Genomic DNA, 17,959 nt, shown 5'->3' with positions numbered 1-17,959 from the left:
TAGCTTATGGCCTATGGCTTATGGCGATCATTTATACTTCGGATCCTTCACCACGGCCATTTTCCATATTTTCTTTTGCCCGCCTATCCTGATCTCGCCTAAATAAACGTCGCTGGCCACGTCCCGGCCGGCGCCGTTCCTGCCGTCCCATTCAAAGTAGAAATATGTTCCGGCCCCCGCGGCTCCGGCGGCGCCGTCAAGATACCCGCAGTCGTATTCCCTGACCAGCTCTCCCGCCAGGTTGTATATGCGTATCTTCCCCTGCCCCGAAACGCCTTTCGGCACCCCGACCCGGATTATAGTCCCCCGCGTGGTAACCTGAACCGTTCCGGACGCGTAATTCCCGCCGCCGGCGTTCAGGTTTAAAGCCCTGGTTTTCGTCTCCAGGTTGAAGGGGTTCGGGAAGTTGAAGGCCTCTATCCCCGCTCCCGCGAACGGACTGGTGGAGATATACAGTGGTGTGGAAGCCAGCACGACGAAAACAGAGAAATGGTCCACCAGCGCAGAAACCGTATTGTTCGCGGTGTCGATCTGCCTGCTGTCCTCCTCCAGCTCGAATTTCTGGGTGGCGGAGTTGAAATACCAGATATTCAGGTTCGTAGGGGACGCCGAGGTAGACAGCGACGCGTCGTAGGAGAGGGTGAGTCTCGCTTTATTCTTGAGCTCATGCCTGATTCCGGCGGGCAGGAAGATGTCGTAGAAAGCGCTGAAAGGCGTAACCACCGACCTGCCGGTGGACTGAGGCTCGAACCCTTTTACCCGTCCGGCATTTAAAGCCTGGATAGCCGCGGCCATGCGGGGCGGGAAAGCGCCCGGGTCCTTAAGGCGCTCCTCCGTGGAAAGAGGCGTCACTCCCCGGCTTAAGGCCTGAGCTTTGGCTTGTTCCTTAGTCCTGCCTTTATTTACCCCCACTATTGCGGAGGTTCCGGGTTGGGCGTCCGTTGCCCCGTCCTCCACGAAAGCGCCCGGCGGCACCGCAATGCTGGTGTTTTCTATGTTCCCCGCATCCCCCACAGATCCCATAACCAGGTTGCCGCTCTGTATGCTGCTGTTCTTCTTGGACTTGGAGGAGTCCTCCCCGGATTCCATATCCAGATTTCCGCCCTGCATATTATTCATGTTCTTCGACTTGGAGGCGTCCACCGCGGTATAGAAGTCGAAAACCTGGTCCATTTGATAGTTGTTCCCCGAGGAAGGATCTAAAGCGGCGGTGAAAGCCCGCAGTCTCACGCTGAATTTTTCCTCGTTCTTGGCCGGCCGATAGACAGCGGTCAGGTTCTTGCGTCCCTGCAGAAGCTTCTTGTCGTTCCCCAGGAATTGGCCGGTCCCGTCGGGAGATAAGAGATTGGCGCCCGCGGAGGTGTAAGTCGTCTTCTGGAGAATATAATCAAGGTCGTTATCCGGTCCGGTCTCGTTTCTTAAGGCCTTATTGCAGCGGAATTTGAGCTGGATCTGGTTGTTGCCCAGGTATTTGAAAGTGGGGAGGCACTCCGGGACCGGCACCCGGTAGGTCAGATTGACCGTCTTCGTGGCGGTGGACTCCTGCGCCTCGAAAGAGACGGCCCCCTCATAGGGGAAAACGATATCATTTTCAGAAGCGCCGAGCAGCGCCAGCTGGTAGTCAAGCCCGGTCTTGAAGCCCGAGATCTCGTAGGAACACACAGTGTGGGCTACAGGGTCTTTCTCCACGGTCCCCAGAATGTGTTGCGTGAAATTGTCGTCCGCAGCCGCTATTGCGCTGACCTCCTGATCGTTCGGGCATGAGTAGCCCGTGGGCGAGGCGGTGTCGGCTTTTCTTATGGAACCGATCACCGATGCGCTCCGTACCAGGGAGAGCTCCCCGGCCGATACCGTGCCTGTAGTCACCGAGACAGTGGACGAGTGAACCATGTAGCCGAGGCTTACCGCGTTCAGGCTGTATGTCCCCGTGGAAAGGCCGGGGACCGCGAAAGTCCCGTCGGTCTCCGTCTTGGCGAGAATATCCCCTAGAGGATTTATCTGGGAAATGGTCCCGTCGCGCTGCAGGTAAACCGCCGCCGCGGGAAAGCCTTTCTGGTCGCCGAAGGGATAGGAGAGCGCGCCGCCGTCGGCGGTAAGCACCTGCCCCGTTACCTTGCCCAGAAGAGGCTCGAGAATAAAGTCTACCACGGCTGATTTTTGTAAGTCGACGCGCAGAGTTTTCGGAGCGTAGAGGGTCGTTCCCTCCGCTTCCTCAAGGTTGTCTTCCCTGGCTGAGGCGGTCAGGTCGAAATATTGCGAAATGAAGCTGGACACCCATAAGGTATAGCTGCCGTCGGAGGCGGTCTGTGTGTTTACCGAGGCCGGATTCTCCACAAGCGCCGGCACCGCGCTCACGGTTATGTTCGGGAGGAGTTTCCCTGAGGCGCCGGAAACGGTCCCCGTGATAGACTGGCCCTGGTTCAGGTCCACGATGCCTATATCTTTCACCTGGCCGGCGGAAAGGGTCAGCTGCGCTATTAACGCCGGGGCATAGTTCTGGCTGCCGGCGTTGAGGAAGGCCATGTCCCAGCTATCCTGCTCAAAGTGGATATCGTAAGTTACCCCGGGGGTTATAGGCTCGATGCGGAACGTCCCGTCGGCTTCTATCGGCCTTTGGGAGACGCTGGATTTGGCAATAACATACCCGCCTTCCGCCCAGGGGTTGGCAATGGCGAAGATCCTGAAATTGGGCGCAAGCAGGGTAGCGTTCGTCTCTGTGATAAGGGAATCCGAGTTCGCGTCGCGGAGCTTCCCGGTTATGGCGCCGGCGCGTTTCAGCAATATCTCCATGCCGGAAACGTCGCCCTGCAGCCCGTCGGGGGAGGTGGTGCGGTCCGGGAACGAGAGCGGCCGGGCGACATATTTGACGGGCGCGCCCAGGTCCTTCGCTTCCAGTGTGTAGAAGCCGCCTAACGGTACGCGCTCAAAAAGGTAATCCGCGGAACTTGCGGCGACTCCCGCGCCGGGATTCCCCAGCAAGAGGTCGATCTCGTCCACGGTCTCGCCGCGCTTGTTCTTTAAGGAAAGACTCAAGGCCCTTGCGTCCGAAAGCCCCTGGTCAAGCATTATGCTGCCGGAAACGGAGAAGCCGTCCGAGAGCGTGAAATCCACTCCCGTCATGCTGGCGTTGGCTATGGTAACGAACTGCTCTTTGGAAGGAACAAGTACCTGCCCGGTGGTTTCGGCTCTAAGCGGCAGGGTCCGCACAAGATAGACGCCGTTCTGGACGCCGGTTATGGCAAAATTGCCGGCCGGGTCAAGGAAGCCCACCCTCGTCCTGGCGGCGTCAAAAGTGAAAGTGGAGACCTGGGTCTGAAGCTCGCCGAACTCCTTCCTTATCGCCTCCACGCGGGCCGTGGTGGAGGAAATGTTCGCGGGGTAGCCTGCGGGGGCGTAGAACGGCGCGTTCTGGCTTACCAGCGCGTTCGTGTTAAAGAGCGGGTCCGAGACCTGGTTTATTATTTTCCCCGAAATAGAATAGGTTTCGCCGCGCATATCAAGCGTCGCCGGCACGGTGGAACCGTTCACGGCCGCCACAGTGACCACACTGGATCTCCCCGTAGGGGTATAGGACATCTCCAGTTCCAGCGTTTCCGTTCTGAACCCCGAAAGCCTGAATGTGGCGCTGGAGATGCCGGCGGCGCAGCCGGGCGCCGTTCCGGCGGAGGGCGCAGTCCCGCCGCACAAAAATACCGGAAGGCTTGTGGATATCCGGGCCTCAAATGTCCTGCCCACCCTTTGAGGGTCGTCCGACTTGAGTATTTTCCATTTAAGGTTCGCCAGCGTGAAGTCCGGCGCCGGCGCGCCTATTTCATTCGCGGGGTTCGGCAGGCGCAAAAGCCCGGCCACCGCCCCGCTCGCCTTTTCAAAAGTGAAATTGAGCTTGGCGGTGCGGGTCTGTGTGGAAATAAACACAGTCTTGGGGAATCCGCCCGGGCTCTGGAAAGCAGCATCAGCGCCAAACGAGATATCCGCGAAGATCTGATAGCTCGTTCCGGGCGTGAGGCCCGGTATCCTGTATTGCGCCGAGGAGGCGGCGGGAGCGGAGGCGAGATAGACCGTTGCCCGGTTCTGGGCGGCCGTCTGCTGGGACCACGCGGTAATGCCTATAGAGATCGGGTATGTGGAACCGGCAAGCTGGGCAAATCCGGAGGTGTCGCCTGTTACGGTAACCGTTCCCAAAATCACACCCCCCTCCTTAAACGGAGGAGGGTCAATGCCCGTTATATCCAACACACTCACAATTACCGGCCCGCTTGAGACGGACTCGAAACCCGGCGCGAAACCGCGCAGCGTATAGCTGCCGGGCTCCACGCCGGTTATAAGATACGTCGCGCTGATGGTTCCGGACGACAGGCTTGCGAGGGCCGATCCTTTCGCGGAGCCTCCCGACAGAGCCAGCACGGATACCGTCAGGCCGGAGGGATTCGGGTTGGGGTTCGTGGCGGTTGACAATGAGATGGTCCCGGAGAGATTGACCCGCCTGTTCAACTGCGGCAGGGTCAGCTCGAGCCCCTTGGAACCGACATATGCCGCGCTTGACACGGGGAAATACCCCGCCAGCTGCGCGGCGATAGTGTAGGTGTCCAGTGCGACCTCAAAGCGGAAGCGCGTGCGGGTTACGAACTGCTGCAGCGAGGGATTCCACTGCCCGCCGTCGTCAAAAGTAGTGGTTCCGGCCGGAAGCCTTATGGGCTGCACGAAACTTTTTATCCAGCCGGTAGTGTATACGGAAAGCTCTCCCCATTGCTCATAAGACTGCGTGGCCCCGGCTTGCAGGGTCGGTATCACCTCAAGAATGGGCGCGCGCAAAAGCGGAATATTAAGTACGGTGATCGTGCTTGCCACGATGGTTTTGCTAGAGACGGAGAGATACTGCCCCTTTGAAAATGTGAAGGTGTATGTTCCTATGGAAAGCCCTGACATAAGGTAACGCCCGGCCGGATCGGTAACGACCTGGCCCCCGACAGGCCCGAAAGCCTGCACTTTCACATCCGGCACAGGCACGGCGGGGGTGATGCCAGGGTCCGTCACCTGGCCCGAAACCTGGTTTACGATTACATTTATCCTAAGGGTATCGGTTGAAGCTCCTCCCGCTGAGATGAGCACGTAATAGTCTCCGGATGGGACCGTGCGCCCGGCTTCAGCGCCGAGGTTTATTCTTCCGTCCCAGGCCACCTTCCCCGGCAACGCGCTGCCGTAACCCAGAGACTGCCAGATGGCCGGCCCGCCCGAGTCAAAGGGGCTTGAGGAGATCTGCACTTTCCATGAGAGGGCGGGGTCGGCAAGGTTGAAGTTTATGAAGGCCATGTCGCCCGTTCCGTCGCCGTCCGGAGTTATCGTCATGGAAGTGCGGTTAGTGGCAAATGCGCCGCTTGACAGGTTAACTTTGGAGAAAGGGTCGCCCTGAAGGGTATTTACCGCACAATAGGCGTAGCGGGTCGTTCCCTCCAGTATATATTCGGCCTGAATGTGCTTTGAGCCGGTGGAGGAGACTATAGCGAACAAAGTTGCGGACGACTGGCCGGCTGAAAATGTTACCGTCATGGGTGTGGAGAAGCTATCCCCCTGGGAAGTGGAAAACTGTAAACCCGGGTCCGGGTCGAACAGCCCGGTGGAGAAGCTGTAGACTCTGCCGGAAACAATAACATCCGTGGGGTTGGAAACGGCCGCTACGCCTCCGCAGAGGTCCCTGCCTGACATGAGCAGGGCCTGGGAGGTGGTGAACTGCGTAAGAACCAGACTTACCGGCGAGAAAGCCATTGTAACGGCCCCGCCAGGCTGGACTAAAATGGCGGGCGAGCCCGAGAAAAGGGACTGCGCCGCCGCATTAGCGTTCTGGGCTGTGATCACTTTGAATATGCTCGTATTGGACGAGCATGGAGCCGGAAGTTTTGAAACAGTGAACTGGACGGTGTCTCCCGGATTCAAAGAGCCTGACATTACTCTGGCCGTGGCGGAGAATTGCCCTGTCAGAGGCTCCAGGCCGGCAGTGGAAGGGTCGGCATCTAAAGCCGCCTCCACGGTATTTGTGCTTGTCAGCGTCAAAGCGACATAAGCATTGCATCCCGTGCAGTTGTTCTGCAGCGCGCCCCATCCGGGAGCTACGCCGAATCCGGCAAGACCGCCGGGCTGCATTCCGGAAGGCCCGACTATAAGTTGAATGGTAATGTCAGCCAGGCTGCCGGCCGTAACTGTCGACGGGGAGATGGTTGACGTTCCAAAGCCCGAGCAGCCCGCCGCAGAGCAGCCGGGGTCGTAGATAGTAATATCCTTTCCGGGAGAGGCTCCCTGCTTGGGAACGAAGACAGGTTCGGCTCCCTGGTTTTTGGGTCCAAAGAGCCCCGAAGCTTCACCGGCATCAAAAACCGCGTTGGAGTTCTGATCAATGAACGCGCGCATGAAATAGGCGATATCGCCCGGGACACTGAGCGAATATGCGCCGGCGGAACTTGTGGATATCGCCGCTACCGGCTGGCCCGAGAAGGCCGAATTGTTAAAAACCTCTATGCGCAACAACCCGGATTGCGCGCCCGAGTACAAGATATTGCCGGAAATCGTCCCCGATTGCGCGGTGGAGGCCGCCAGGATCTCAAAATCGACTCCTGTTGCGGATTCCGCCGAGGCCAGATTACCGAGTAATATGGGAGAAGTACCGCCATAAAAACCGTAGTCCTCCCCGGTATCAGGTTTCAGGTTCTGGTTCACATCCACGAATCCCGCGGTATAGAAGGTGCTGCCCGGTTTAATGCCGGTGAGACTATAGCCGCCGGCCTGGGCGAGCTGTGTGAAAGCCAGGAGGTTTGCCGTTGTGAAAACCCGTGTGGAATCAAAAACCGCGACAACAAGCTTGCCGCCCTGCGCGCCGGAGTAGGCGACCGTTCCGAATATGCTAGCGGGCGCGGTTACATATGCCGAGGGACAATTTGAAATGTAGCCTCTGTTGCCCGAGGGCTCAATTCCTTTGACAGCGAAATAAACTGTTGTGCCTAAAGGCAGTTTGCTCAAGACCCGGCTTTCCGCCGCGCCCGCCGGCAACGGCGCAAAACTCTGGGAGTAGACCGCCGCCTTATCGAAACCGGCTTCGGAAGTCATGGGGCCGGTTGTTGAGAATGCGAGCCTGTATCCCGAGGCCCTTCCCGCCATCCCGTCCGCTCCGGGAGCCGTCCAGGTCAGTATGGCCTCCCCGTACGCGGAGCCTGTTTTGGCGCTGAGGTCGAGTATCGTAGCCGGGTAGTATCTTATGGAATGATGCCCCTTGCGTATTTTCTTTGACTGGCCGGTCGAGATGGAGATCGCGCTTTCTCCCGCCGTGGCGCTCATGGTTTTCGTCGCGCCCGAGGAGCGTTTTCCACCCATGGCTACGGCATTGCGCTGTATCTTCTTAGTTGCTCCCGCAAGCTCCGCGGCAACACCAGTAACCGGTAACCAGCAACCGGTAACCAGCAAGACCGGTACAAGGTATCTTGCAAAAGATTTTAAAGCAACTCTAAAATACATATCTTTGCCGTAGTTTCCCTTCATTTAAAAAGCAGCCTGACACCTTTTTCCATTTCTCCACCGGTCACCGATTACTGATTACCGGTTACTTTTCCCTACGCTCCCTGATCCCCACTACCCTAGAATGCGCGGATGCAACGGACTTGGAAATAGCTGGCAGCAAGCTTGCCCATGTCGAGTTTGCCACCGGACATGTCCACACCATACGCGGCTCCAGAATCGTGCTCCGTAGAACTCCAATAGTAACCAGTAAGACCTTGAATCCCACTTTGGGATAATAAATATGATTCCCCCCATGAAGGTAAATACCAGTCGTCATAATATTCATTGTTTACTATAACGCTGTAATCGGCGCAAACCTGCGCGGCATAGCCGCCTGCTCCCTCAATGGTAATGATTTTGCTGGTATTTGCTTTGCCGGCGTATACAGCATCAAGAGTCGCCCCTGTTGTTCTGGCACCAGAGACAGACCACGCTATTCCCGTACTTTGGTCCGCTGTCGCGGCAATTAGACCGTGATTCCTGGAAGCGTCCAGCCAGAAGATATTTCCGCCGCCGTAGCTGTCTCCAGCCGAGAAGGAACTGATGGCCACCCAAGTTGCAAGTCCGTTTGCGTCAGAGGTAAGGACCTTGCCTGCGCCCTGGGTGCCATCCGCGATTTTCACATTCCCGACCACGTCCAGCCTGGCCCCCGGACTCGCCGTCCCGATGCCCATGTTGGCGTTGAGGGTGTAAACATTGGCCGTGTCAGATGCGCCATTGACGACGAACCTGTCCAAAAATGCGCTCTTGGCGGTGTTGTAAGTCTGAACCTTCACCGCATTTCCATAAGAACTTGTCGCCTGAATCGTCAAACTTTGATTGCCGGGCGCCAGAATAGTGCTTTCTCCGGCTCCCTCTCCTATACGAAGCGTGACAGGGGTGTTGCCAAATCCAATCGCCAAATCCCCTGTGGCTCTGACATTACCGATTATGGTCAGCTTCTCCGCGGGGTTCGTATCTCCGATACCGACATTGCCCGTGCTTAGCACAGTAAATGACGCTCCTACCACCTGAAACAGTGCCTTTGGACTTATTGTGCCGATGCTGAAGTTGCCGTTTGTAATATAAACATTTGTGCTGAATATCACACCGGCAGCCGTGGTGGTTATAGTGCTCACATTTATGTCGCGCACATTGTAAATACCGAAACCCGCCATATTCAGCGTGGTGGTGGCGATATGGTTGCCCAGGTTGTCGCTCGCTGAAAGATTTGTTAAACCGGACCCGTCACCGTAATACTTTACCGCGGTGATATTGCCGGCTGCGGTTATGGTGCTCGCATTTATATCGCGCACATTGTTAATATTGAAACCCGCCATATTCAGCGTGGTGGTGGCAATATGGTTGCCCATGCTGTCGCCTGTAATACCGGTTAAACCGGAACCATTTCCGTAATACTTTGCCGCGGTAATGTTGCCGGCTGCGGTTATGGTGCTTACATTTATATCGCGCACATTGTTAATGCCAAAACCCGCCATATTCAGCGTGGTGGTGGCGATATGGTTGCCCAGGTTGTCGCTCGCTGGGAGATTGGTTAAACCGGAACCGTTTCCGTAATACTTTACCGCGGTAATATTGCCGGTTGCGGTTATGGTGCCTACATTTATATCGCGCACATTGTTAATGCCGAAACCCGCCATATTCAGCGTGGTGGTGGCGATGTGGTTGCCCAGGCTGTTGCCCGCCGAGATATTGGTCAAACCGGACCCGTCACCGTAATACTTTACCGCGGTGATATTGCCGGCTGCGGTTATGGTGCTTGCATTTATTTCGCGCACATTGGTAATATTGAAACCCGCCATATTCAGCGTGGTGGTGGCGATATGGTTGCCCAGGCTGTCGCCTGCAATGCCGTCTATCCGCGTCTTCAGCGTGGTTGTGTCAACGGCTACAGTCGCGGCGACAGCCTTCGCGGCCAGCGCCGCGGTTAAGCCGCTTATCCTTTCCTGCCCTATCGCGTCCACGTTGAACACGGGATTGGCGCTGAATGTTTTTATGCCGGTTATCGTTTGGGCCGTGGAGGTGTCTACGAATGTGTCATATGTTTTTCCCGCCAACTGGTAGGTGTTCAATGAATAGAGGACGGAATTGAAAGGCTGGCGGGGGTTCAGGGCCTCGCCATCAACGGTGATCCCAAGATATATTGTGGATGATTTTACCACCGAGTAGGGAATGGGAGTCACGGAGCCCAGGATCACCTCCACGGCGCCGTTTACGGCGGGAACACCCGTCTGGGTCTCGTTCCAAAGAGCTGTTCCTCCCGCCGGCGCGTCATATAAGGAAAAGACAAGTTCAAAGGAACCGTTCAGGGGATTGTTCGCGAGGTCCGTAAGCCTTCCCTGGAAGTTTACTTTTTGGGGAGGGTTCGTCTGGGCAAAGCCCGCCCCGTACCCCATGAGAATGAGGCAGAAAAAAATGGATTTAAAATTTCTGAATAAATGTTTCATACGGTCTCCTTAATAGCTAATAAGACGAATAGCTGTAATCTCTTCCCTAATATTCGTAACCGAATCCGACCCTGTAGTTCGTGGTCGTGAAGTTGTATCTGTAAAGCTTCTCAAAATTCTGGTTTGAAGTCTGCCTGCCGTAGCCGAACTGCGAAGTCCACATGAAGTGAGGGGCGATGGGATAGCTTAAACCAATGCTTAAAATCGCCTCGTTCTGATAGATCTTGTCGTTCAGGTAGAGCCCGGATGCATCTTGGGCCTGCCGGCCGCTATAGCCCACCCGGCCCAGGGTAGCCGAGAGGCTAAGTTCCAGGGACCGCTCTTCCCTTAGCTTTCGATAGAGACTTAAATCAACACCTGCACTTATAGATGTGGAATCATAGTAGTCCTTAAGGAACTTGAACCTCTGGGCGTCGTAGCTGTTCTGGCTGGATGTATTGAATCCTGCCGCCAGCCTTACCCCGCCCACAGCTTTCCAGCTCGCCGAAATTTCGCGGGGAATTCTCCAGGCCAGGGAGAACTGGTTGGAGAGGTCCTTGCGGGTAGAATTATTAAAATCCCCTGTTTGGGTAACCACATGCTGGTCCGGGAAGAGGCGCAGGGTTGTAACCAGATTTCCCTCGGCATAACTCCGCCACGGCCCCTGTAATGTTCCCCCGAACACAAGAGAGTGATTGTCTGAATCCAAAACGGAGCGCCCGGACAGTTCCCGGGCCATGGAATTCCCCTGGGAATCCTTGATTATGGATTCAAGGGAAGTGAAGTTTACAAATCCTATATGGTAAAAGTCATAGCCTATGGTAAAGGAAAACGGGTCATTGTAGGCATATTCCCCCTCAAGCGAGAAACTGGGGCGGCGGTAGTCAAAAAGGCCGTGTCCCCAGGATTCGTCCCTGGTTTCTTTAAGAAACTCCCACTTGTATCCCAAGCCGGGCTTGAGCTTCCATTTAGGGGAGAGCTGGTAGATTCCGCGAACGGCTAAAGAGTGCGACATCCTTTCCTGAAAAAGCGTGCCCCCGCCCACCAAGTCGGCCACCTGCTTTGTTCCCTGGTACTGCGATGAAACCACGGGAACTATCGTCCAGTTCGGCCCCAGTTTTTCATGTTTTATCACCATGGAAGCCAGCACATTCAGATTGCCGGAAAGATTGCCCTGCTCCCGCTGGAAAAAATACTGGCCTCCGTTAAGCTGGACCGCCAGGTAAGGCTGAAAATTAGCCCGCGCGCTGGCGGTTTCATATTCATCCAGACCCGCAAAAGGAGTTTCTTCAGGCTCCACGGCTGCCGGGGCTTCAGTAAGCGGCACGGGCTGGGTGATAGTCGGCAGAATGGCGGGAGTGGCTACTTCGGCTGCCGGAGCTTCAGCAAGCGGCACAGGTTGGGTGATAGTCGACACAACGGCGAGAGGCGAGATATATTCGGGGGTGCGGGTTTCCACGGCCATGGCCGCCAGTTCAGACTTTTCCAGCTTAGCATCCGGCGTGCCTATCTTGTTTTCCACCGTAGCATCAAAAGTCCAGCCCTTAGGCTCTATTTTATTACCATTCGCCCTGAATATCCTTAAGGCGGACGCCCCCGGCTCAATCCGTTTCACCTTGACGAAATCCGCCTGTTTGACCTCCGCCAGGGAATAGATCGTCATGCCCCGGGAACCCTCCACCTCTGTTCCAGTTGGATTGGACAGAGTTATATAGCCCCGCCCGACAATAAATTTGTAATACTCATCAGGCTTAGCGGACGTGATCCGGGCCGGAGAATATCCCGTTGACAAAAAAGTTCCTCCGTTATCCACCAGAACGCCCGTCGGACCCACGCTCAGCGTCCCATTGGAAAGTTCAAGGGCGCCGCCAAACCCGACATATATCCGGCGGCCCACGGTGAGAAACCCTGCCTGAAGGTCAAAATTCCCTCCCTCAATGTTCATATTACCGGCCACCTCAAGCCTGGAGGTCTGGAGCCTGACCTTTCCTTTATAATTAGTCGTCATGGCGAATGAGGAGATTTTGATGTTGAGGTCCCAGGAACAGTTTTTGGATGAAAGAATGCCGAAGAGGACATAGTCATTTTCACCTGGCGCCCTGCCTGCGCTCCAGTTCATACTGTTTGAGGCCTTGTTGTTTTTACCTTCCCCTGTCCACCTGACCGTTGCGCCGAAAGCCGGCGCGCAGTAAACCGCCGTGAGGAGGCACAGGGTTAAAATCCTTTTAAATCGCCCCAGTTCGGCAAATAGCGAACAGCGAACAGCGAATAATGAAGGTGTTCTCATTGCACAAGCCCCGACTGTATCAGTATTTTCGGCTCCACCACAAGGTCTATTTTGCGGCCGCCAAAAAAGCTTGAAGTGATAACCTGCTGAAAGTTCCACTTCAGCAGGGCTTCCTTGTACTGCGGCCCGCTGGTTACGCCGGCGAAGTCCGCGATGCCCGCCGTTTTGCCGTCATTATCAATAATATAATTGTCGTACTGTGTGAAATCAGCCCCCGCGCCGTATGTTTCGCGTATACGGTTGTGCAGGAATGTCCCGTCCGGAAAGCTTGAATCAATGGCGTAGCTGGCGCTGCCGCCGAAAATGGCGGTTTTAAGGTCCGAGCCCGTGTTCTGGATGCCGCCAACCCCGGCGGCGAACGGGGCTATGCCGGACGCGGGCTCCCAGGCATAGGTTTGGGTCCCGTCGTACTTTATAGAATAGTAGTCAAAGAGGGTTTTGTAAAATGCTCCGGTAACGGGAACAAAGATATCCGTGGCGGAATCGAAATATGAGTCCACATCGTCGGACAGGTCAAGGTTGTGGTTTATATCCACGGGATGTCCGCCCGAGGCGTTTTCCTCCACTGCGTCTATAGTATTTGACCTTCCGGTCTGGTATGCGGTCAGATACCACGAAGGGGATTGCGGCGTGCCGCCCAGCTGCCTGAGGGCGAGGCTCAGGTCGGAGGGCAGCGTTGTGTTGAACGTGCCTTTGTAGAAAAAGTAGTCCAGCCGGCTTTCCCGCTTATTGAGCACCACCAGCTTGAACTGGTCGGCCGCGGGGCGCATCACATACTCTTCAAGCTGTACGCGGTTCCCGGAAACGTCGATAAGCGATTTCCCCTGCTGATACTCGGCCAGCTTTATCTCCTCGGCCGCGGCGGCCAAAACCGCCTCTTTTGACATCGCCAGCCCCAGTTCCTTCGTCAGCGTCTCCCTGCCGCCCTGGCGCTCGCTTTCAAGCAGCTTTGAGATCTGCTGCGGCACGCCAAGCCCTTCAGGGGCAACGGAAAGCCGGCGGCCCTCCTGAAGCATCAGCTCGTTTCCAAGGATGTCCCTGACCGCGAGTGTCCCGCGGAAAAGATCCACCTGCGTATGCAATGTCTGCGGGTCCACCTCCAGGGAGAATTCTGTGCCCCGCACGGCGCAGACCGCCGCCGGTGTCCATATTTGAAATCTGGTGGCGATTTTTTTCCGCACCCAGGCCCGCAATTTACCCGTATAGAGTTCCAGCGAGGCCTGTACGCCGTTCTCGTCCGAAAGCTTGAGATCCGATACTGGGGCCAGCTTTATCATGGAGCCGGAATCCATTCGTATTTCAGCCACGGAAGCGCGCTTGGTCATCAGTTCGTCTCCGCCGGCAAGTTTCTGCCCGGCGGCACCTTCAAGCCGTTTCCACTCCTGGGATGAGGCCTTTTTATACTCCACCTCTCCCTTATATGAGGCAATATAAGCGCAATAAGCGCTCTGCGCCAGCGCGACCGCCGCGATAATTGAGATGATATATCTCATGAGTGATCTTTTCCTGAAGATACCAAACCCCCGCATTAATGATTCTTCTATATTATGTAATACACCGAAATCTGTCAAGTTGGGAGAATCGTTTTGTCAGCAAGGTTTATAATTGACATATACAATGTTAAATACATAGTATAAGAAAGCATAATAACCGCCACTGAGGTGCCAATATGAAGGCAGGCACCGGTGACCTGAACCTTAATGATAAAATTTACGGAAATAACAAAAAAAGACGTGGAATATATAGCGGAACTGGCGCGGCTGGGACTGACGGAAGAAGAAGAAAACCTTTATGCCGGCCAGCTGAAAAAGATTCTTTTCTGGATGGAAGAACTGAATTCCGCCGACACTTCCGGTATCGAGCCCACGGCGCATATCCTCGGCCTTGAGAATGTGCTGCGCGAAGACAAACCGGAACTTTTCCCCGACAGGGAAGCCATTTTAAAAAACGCGCCGCAGCGCGAAAACGATTTAATGAAAGCTTGCTATTTGAAACTATACGGACTTGTAACGAAATAATATGAACATTTGGCTGAACCGATTTTGGAGCGAGCCGAAGCAGCATGAAGCGACATGTACTACACGTACATTAGCGCAATGCCGCAAAGGCGCAGCCCAAAAGCGGTCAGCCCCCCGGGGGAGGCCCATCTTTGAACCGGCTGCCGCGTTCCTCCTCAGTCACATAGGTCCCACTATGCTCCCTCGTCGCGCCTTGCATCCGGCTCAAATCTGGGCCTCCAAACGCTCATATTATTCCGCTACAAGCCCTAAGGAGCTGAATAATGTCGTCTGAAACAAAGCGCGAACACTCAGCCGGCGGTGTAATTTTTGAAGACGGAAGGGTCCTTCTGATATTGATGTCTAACCTTAAAGGCGAAAAAGTCTGGACTTTCCCGAAAGGCCACCTGGAAGACGGGGAAGCCGCCGAAGCGGCGGCTTTAAGGGAAGTGGTGGAAGAAACCGGCTTTTATTGCGAGATAGCCCGCGAACTCTATAAGGCCGAATACTCGTTCGTCAGGAACGGCATCCCGGTGAACAAAGACGTACGCTGGTATCTGATGAAACGCGTCGGCGGGGACGGGATACCGAAAACGCCGGACGAGATCTTCGACATGAAATGGTGCGCGCTGGCGGAGGCGGGATCTTTTCTCACGTATCCGAGCGATTTCCAGCTGCTGGAACTTCTGGAAGACTACTCAAAGATTTAAGTAAATATTACAGTAGACAGAAGTCAGAATTCAGAATCCAGTAATCCGAATTCTGGCTACTGACTTCTGGATTCTGTCTACCTGAGCAGTACCACAAACCCCATGAGCTCATTTGAAACTCTCATCGGCCTTGAAACGCACGCGCAGCTTAACACCGCCTCAAAAATGTTCTGCTCATGCCCTCAGGCGGACTACGCGGCCCGGGCCAATTCCTCTATTTGCCCGGTGTGCACCGGCCAGCCGGGCACAATGCCCGCTGCCAATAAAAAAGCGGTGGAGCTGGGCGTTAAGGCGGGTATCGCCCTTAACTGCCGTGTAAACGAAGTTTCCATTTTTACCCGTAAAAATTATTTTTATCCGGACCTGCCCAAATCATACCAGGTGTCTCAGTTCGACCGGCCGCTCTGCGAGGCAGGGAGTATTGAAATAGACCTGAAGCCTTCCGGGTCAAAAACAATACGCATAGCCCGCGCCAACGAATTAAAAATAAAGCCGGAAGACTATCTTTCAAAAACCATTTTACCGGCCAGCGTGGTTGCGCTGGCGGGGTTGGTGACAGTGGGGGCGGCTTCGGCTTCAGCCGCCAAAACCCTTTTTGCCAAGTCTTGGGAAACCGGCAAAGACCCCGGGACTCTGCTGGGCGAACTGGGCCTGGCACAGATAAACGATGCCGCGCAGACAGAGGCCTGGGCCAGAGAGGCCATAAGTTATAAGGAAATTTCTAAAAAGCGTATGGCCTACTGCCTAAAGCTTATGGCAGCCTTTTTGCCTATGGCCTATGGCGTTGTTAGTTACTGCTGGAATAAACAAGGTCGTAACTTTATCGGCCCTGCCAAAAGCTTTTTTAAGCCGGGCCACGCTGGTCTTAATTAACCTGCCGGACTCGTCGCCAATGCACGCGCAATTTATAAGAACGGCGGCTTGGGCGCCGGGATAGGTTTTTTTTAACTTTTCAAAGAATCTTTCCCTGTGCCGGTCATTTTCCTTGAGATTAAGCTCCCCGACCACAAAAAACAGTGTGTCCATTTCCGGCGTCAGAGGGACATCCTCCATTACGGTCGCCAATTCAACCAGGCGCAGACCGGAGGCGGAATATTTATTTAAATCCATGAGGTTAATTATAGCGTCAAAAGAAGAAACCGCTGGCATTACCCGCACACAAATACCGGCTCTCTTCATTTCCATATTGATAAGCGCCGTGGTGGCATTAAGGAAAAACGGATTCCCGTAAGTGAGAAAACCGACGGTCCCGCGCGTCAGGAACGCCTTTTTCACCGAATTGACTGTTTGCCGCTGATCTAATTCCCTGAGCATGCGGAATTCTTTACATGCTCCTGATATAAAATCCCCCGCCCCGCCTTCAAGGCTGTGGGAAAACACCAGATCGCATTTTTTAAGAGCGGACAGCGTTTCAAGCGTTATCTGCGAGGGCCTGATGCCGTAGGAAAATATATAAAGCGTTTTTCTTTTCTTTTCTTTTTTCATGTTACTATTCGCCATTCGCTATTCCCTATCCGCCCGCAAGCCTGAAAAAAGTGAACGCGGGTTTAAAGCTTAATTTTCCGGCCGAAACTGAAGCCTCAATTTCAGCCGGCCTGAAAACCAGCCCCCATAAAAAAAACTGCGCGCGCTTATTGAAGGCGGAAATTTTTTCAACGGTCTCAAGCGAACCGATGAACTCCGCCAGCTCGGCCGACAGGTCGCCGCTCCCGTCCTCAATATCGCCTTGGTCAAGCCGCGCCCGCGCGCGCCGAAGCAGGGCTTCGCCGCCCTGAAGCGCGCATCGGGCCCGAACATACTCTCCGGCCGGGTAAAACCGTTCAAAGCACAGCCAGGATAAATAATCGTATAGGCAGGAAAACCCGGCCGTCCGCCTACGGCGGACGCGCAGAACTGCCAGGGATTTCGCGGCCCCGGCTCTCGCACAAAAAACCGCGCAGTCACGGCCGACCGCAGGCAGAACACTGCTCATGTTGCCCGGGGCGCCGCGGCCCGCTTCAAAATCCCCCGCCGCTTTCTCAAGATTTACGGATAAGGCCTTTGCTTCCCGGAAAAGTTCCGCGTCTTCCACGCCGAGCCCCCTGACGGCCCTGTTAACCCCCGCGGCCAGTTCACGCAGAGTGAGCGCGGCTAATTTGCCCCTTAAAAAACGTCTCTCTTTTTCAAGGCCTGCGGATTCTTCGGCGGTAAGGGCGCTTCGCGGCTTCAAGGCCGAGGCTGACGCGGCAAAAGACCCGTAGGCGGAAAAGGTTTCTTCAAAAAACTGCGCAAGCGGCTTGGACGCCTCAGCCGGTTCAAAGCCGTCCCGCAGGGAGTCGGTCCATGTCCGCAGGTTCTTAAGCTCTCTTTCAAGCCCCGCGCGGTTAAGCTTGTAATCGGCATAGCCGGAAAAGAAAGCGGTTTCTTCCGTCCGGGCGGGGCCTGGTTCAACCCCTCCCGCCTCCGGGGAAACCTGAGGTCCTCCAAAAAGCCGGTCAGCCGCCAAGTTTAAAGTTTCGTCCGACACCTTCTTGTCCCCGGCCGCCGTTATAAGCGCGTTTATCAGCCCCAAAAAGCGCGGGTGTATTTTCCAGGAAGATATGGAATATTTTATTTCAGCGGGCATTGCGCCGGGGGACCCGCCGCGGCTCAGATAAAAATAAAGGTTTGCGGCTTTGTCCGGGTTTTTTTTAATCCAGTTTAACAGCGCTTCCCTTATCTGGGCGCGGGTTTCCCCTCCGTCCAGTTTCAAGAGACGGTTTTGCAGACCGGCGTCCATGATCTTATCCGCCAGTTCCCCCCGGAAGAACAGGCTTACGCTCAACCTGTCTTTCAACGCCGAGTATTCGGCTTCGTTGACATTTGCCGGCTTTATATCCTGTTCCAGGCTGAAAGCCGGGGCGGGAAAAGCGAAGCAAAAAAACAAAAAAACGATTAAAGGAACAGAAAGCAACGACAAGATGTTTAGTTTCCGTCTTTTTATATCCATTGATATTTCAGCTTCCATTGATATAAGGC

The 17,959-nt window shown here is 55.1% G+C and carries 8 protein-coding genes and 1 pseudogene; 3 read left to right on the top strand and 6 right to left on the bottom strand.

Annotated elements, in window-relative coordinates:
• Nucleotides 1–27: 27 nt before the first annotated feature.
• The 4 genes from NTX59_01475 to NTX59_01460 all read right to left on the bottom strand — a co-directional run bounded on the left by NTX59_01475 (nucleotide 28) and on the right by NTX59_01460 (nucleotide 13,748).
• Nucleotides 28–7,524 (bottom strand): carboxypeptidase regulatory-like domain-containing protein, encoded by a 7,497-nt coding sequence (locus NTX59_01475; GenBank protein MCX5784338.1) that lies wholly within the window; start codon nucleotides 7,522–7,524, stop codon nucleotides 28–30.
• A gap of 95 nt (nucleotides 7,525–7,619) precedes the next feature.
• Nucleotides 7,620–9,989: a hypothetical protein gene (locus tag NTX59_01470; GenBank protein MCX5784337.1), complete on the bottom strand. Its 2,370-nt coding sequence runs from the start codon at nucleotides 9,987–9,989 to the stop codon at nucleotides 7,620–7,622.
• Between the two features lie 46 nt (nucleotides 9,990–10,035).
• On the bottom strand, nucleotides 10,036–12,255 hold the full coding sequence (locus NTX59_01465) for a hypothetical protein (protein ID MCX5784336.1): 2,220 nt from the start codon (nucleotides 12,253–12,255) through the stop codon (nucleotides 10,036–10,038).
• Nucleotides 12,252–13,748: a FecR family protein gene (locus NTX59_01460; GenBank protein MCX5784335.1), complete on the bottom strand. Its 1,497-nt coding sequence runs from the start codon at nucleotides 13,746–13,748 to the stop codon at nucleotides 12,252–12,254. The genes NTX59_01465 and NTX59_01460 overlap by 4 nt, the downstream gene beginning before the upstream one ends.
• Nucleotides 13,749–13,955: 207 nt before the next feature.
• Here NTX59_01460 and gatC point away from each other — a divergent pair, with 207 nt between their 5' ends.
• From gatC to NTX59_01445, 3 genes and pseudogenes are all read left to right on the top strand, one after another.
• On the top strand, nucleotides 13,956–14,273 hold the full coding sequence (gene gatC, locus NTX59_01455; GenBank protein ID MCX5784334.1) for an Asp-tRNA(Asn)/Glu-tRNA(Gln) amidotransferase subunit GatC: 318 nt from the start codon (nucleotides 13,956–13,958) through the stop codon (nucleotides 14,271–14,273).
• Nucleotides 14,274–14,536: 263 nt separating this feature from the next.
• The gene (locus NTX59_01450) at nucleotides 14,537–14,962 is read left to right on the top strand and encodes an NUDIX domain-containing protein (GenBank protein ID MCX5784333.1); all 426 of its coding nucleotides are present in this window, start codon (nucleotides 14,537–14,539) and stop codon (nucleotides 14,960–14,962) included.
• Between the two features lie 102 nt (nucleotides 14,963–15,064).
• Nucleotides 15,065–15,661: pseudogene (locus NTX59_01445) on the top strand (hypothetical protein).
• A 45-nt stretch (nucleotides 15,662–15,706) separates the two neighbouring features.
• On the opposite strand, the gene NTX59_01440 reads toward NTX59_01445, so the two are convergent.
• Nucleotides 15,707–16,447: an SAM-dependent methyltransferase gene (locus tag NTX59_01440; protein MCX5784332.1), complete on the bottom strand. Its 741-nt coding sequence runs from the start codon at nucleotides 16,445–16,447 to the stop codon at nucleotides 15,707–15,709.
• Nucleotides 16,448–16,472: 25 nt separating this feature from the next.
• Nucleotides 16,473–17,930: a hypothetical protein gene (locus NTX59_01435; protein ID MCX5784331.1), complete on the bottom strand. Its 1,458-nt coding sequence runs from the start codon at nucleotides 17,928–17,930 to the stop codon at nucleotides 16,473–16,475.
• Nucleotides 17,931–17,959: the final 29 nt, after the last annotated feature.

Source organism: Elusimicrobiota bacterium, from assembly GCA_026388155.1.
Taxonomy (GTDB): domain Bacteria; phylum Elusimicrobiota; class Elusimicrobia; order Elusimicrobiales; family UBA9959; genus UBA9634.
Note: the sequence above shows the minus strand (reverse complement) of the source record. Positions and strands in the feature narration are given on the sequence as shown.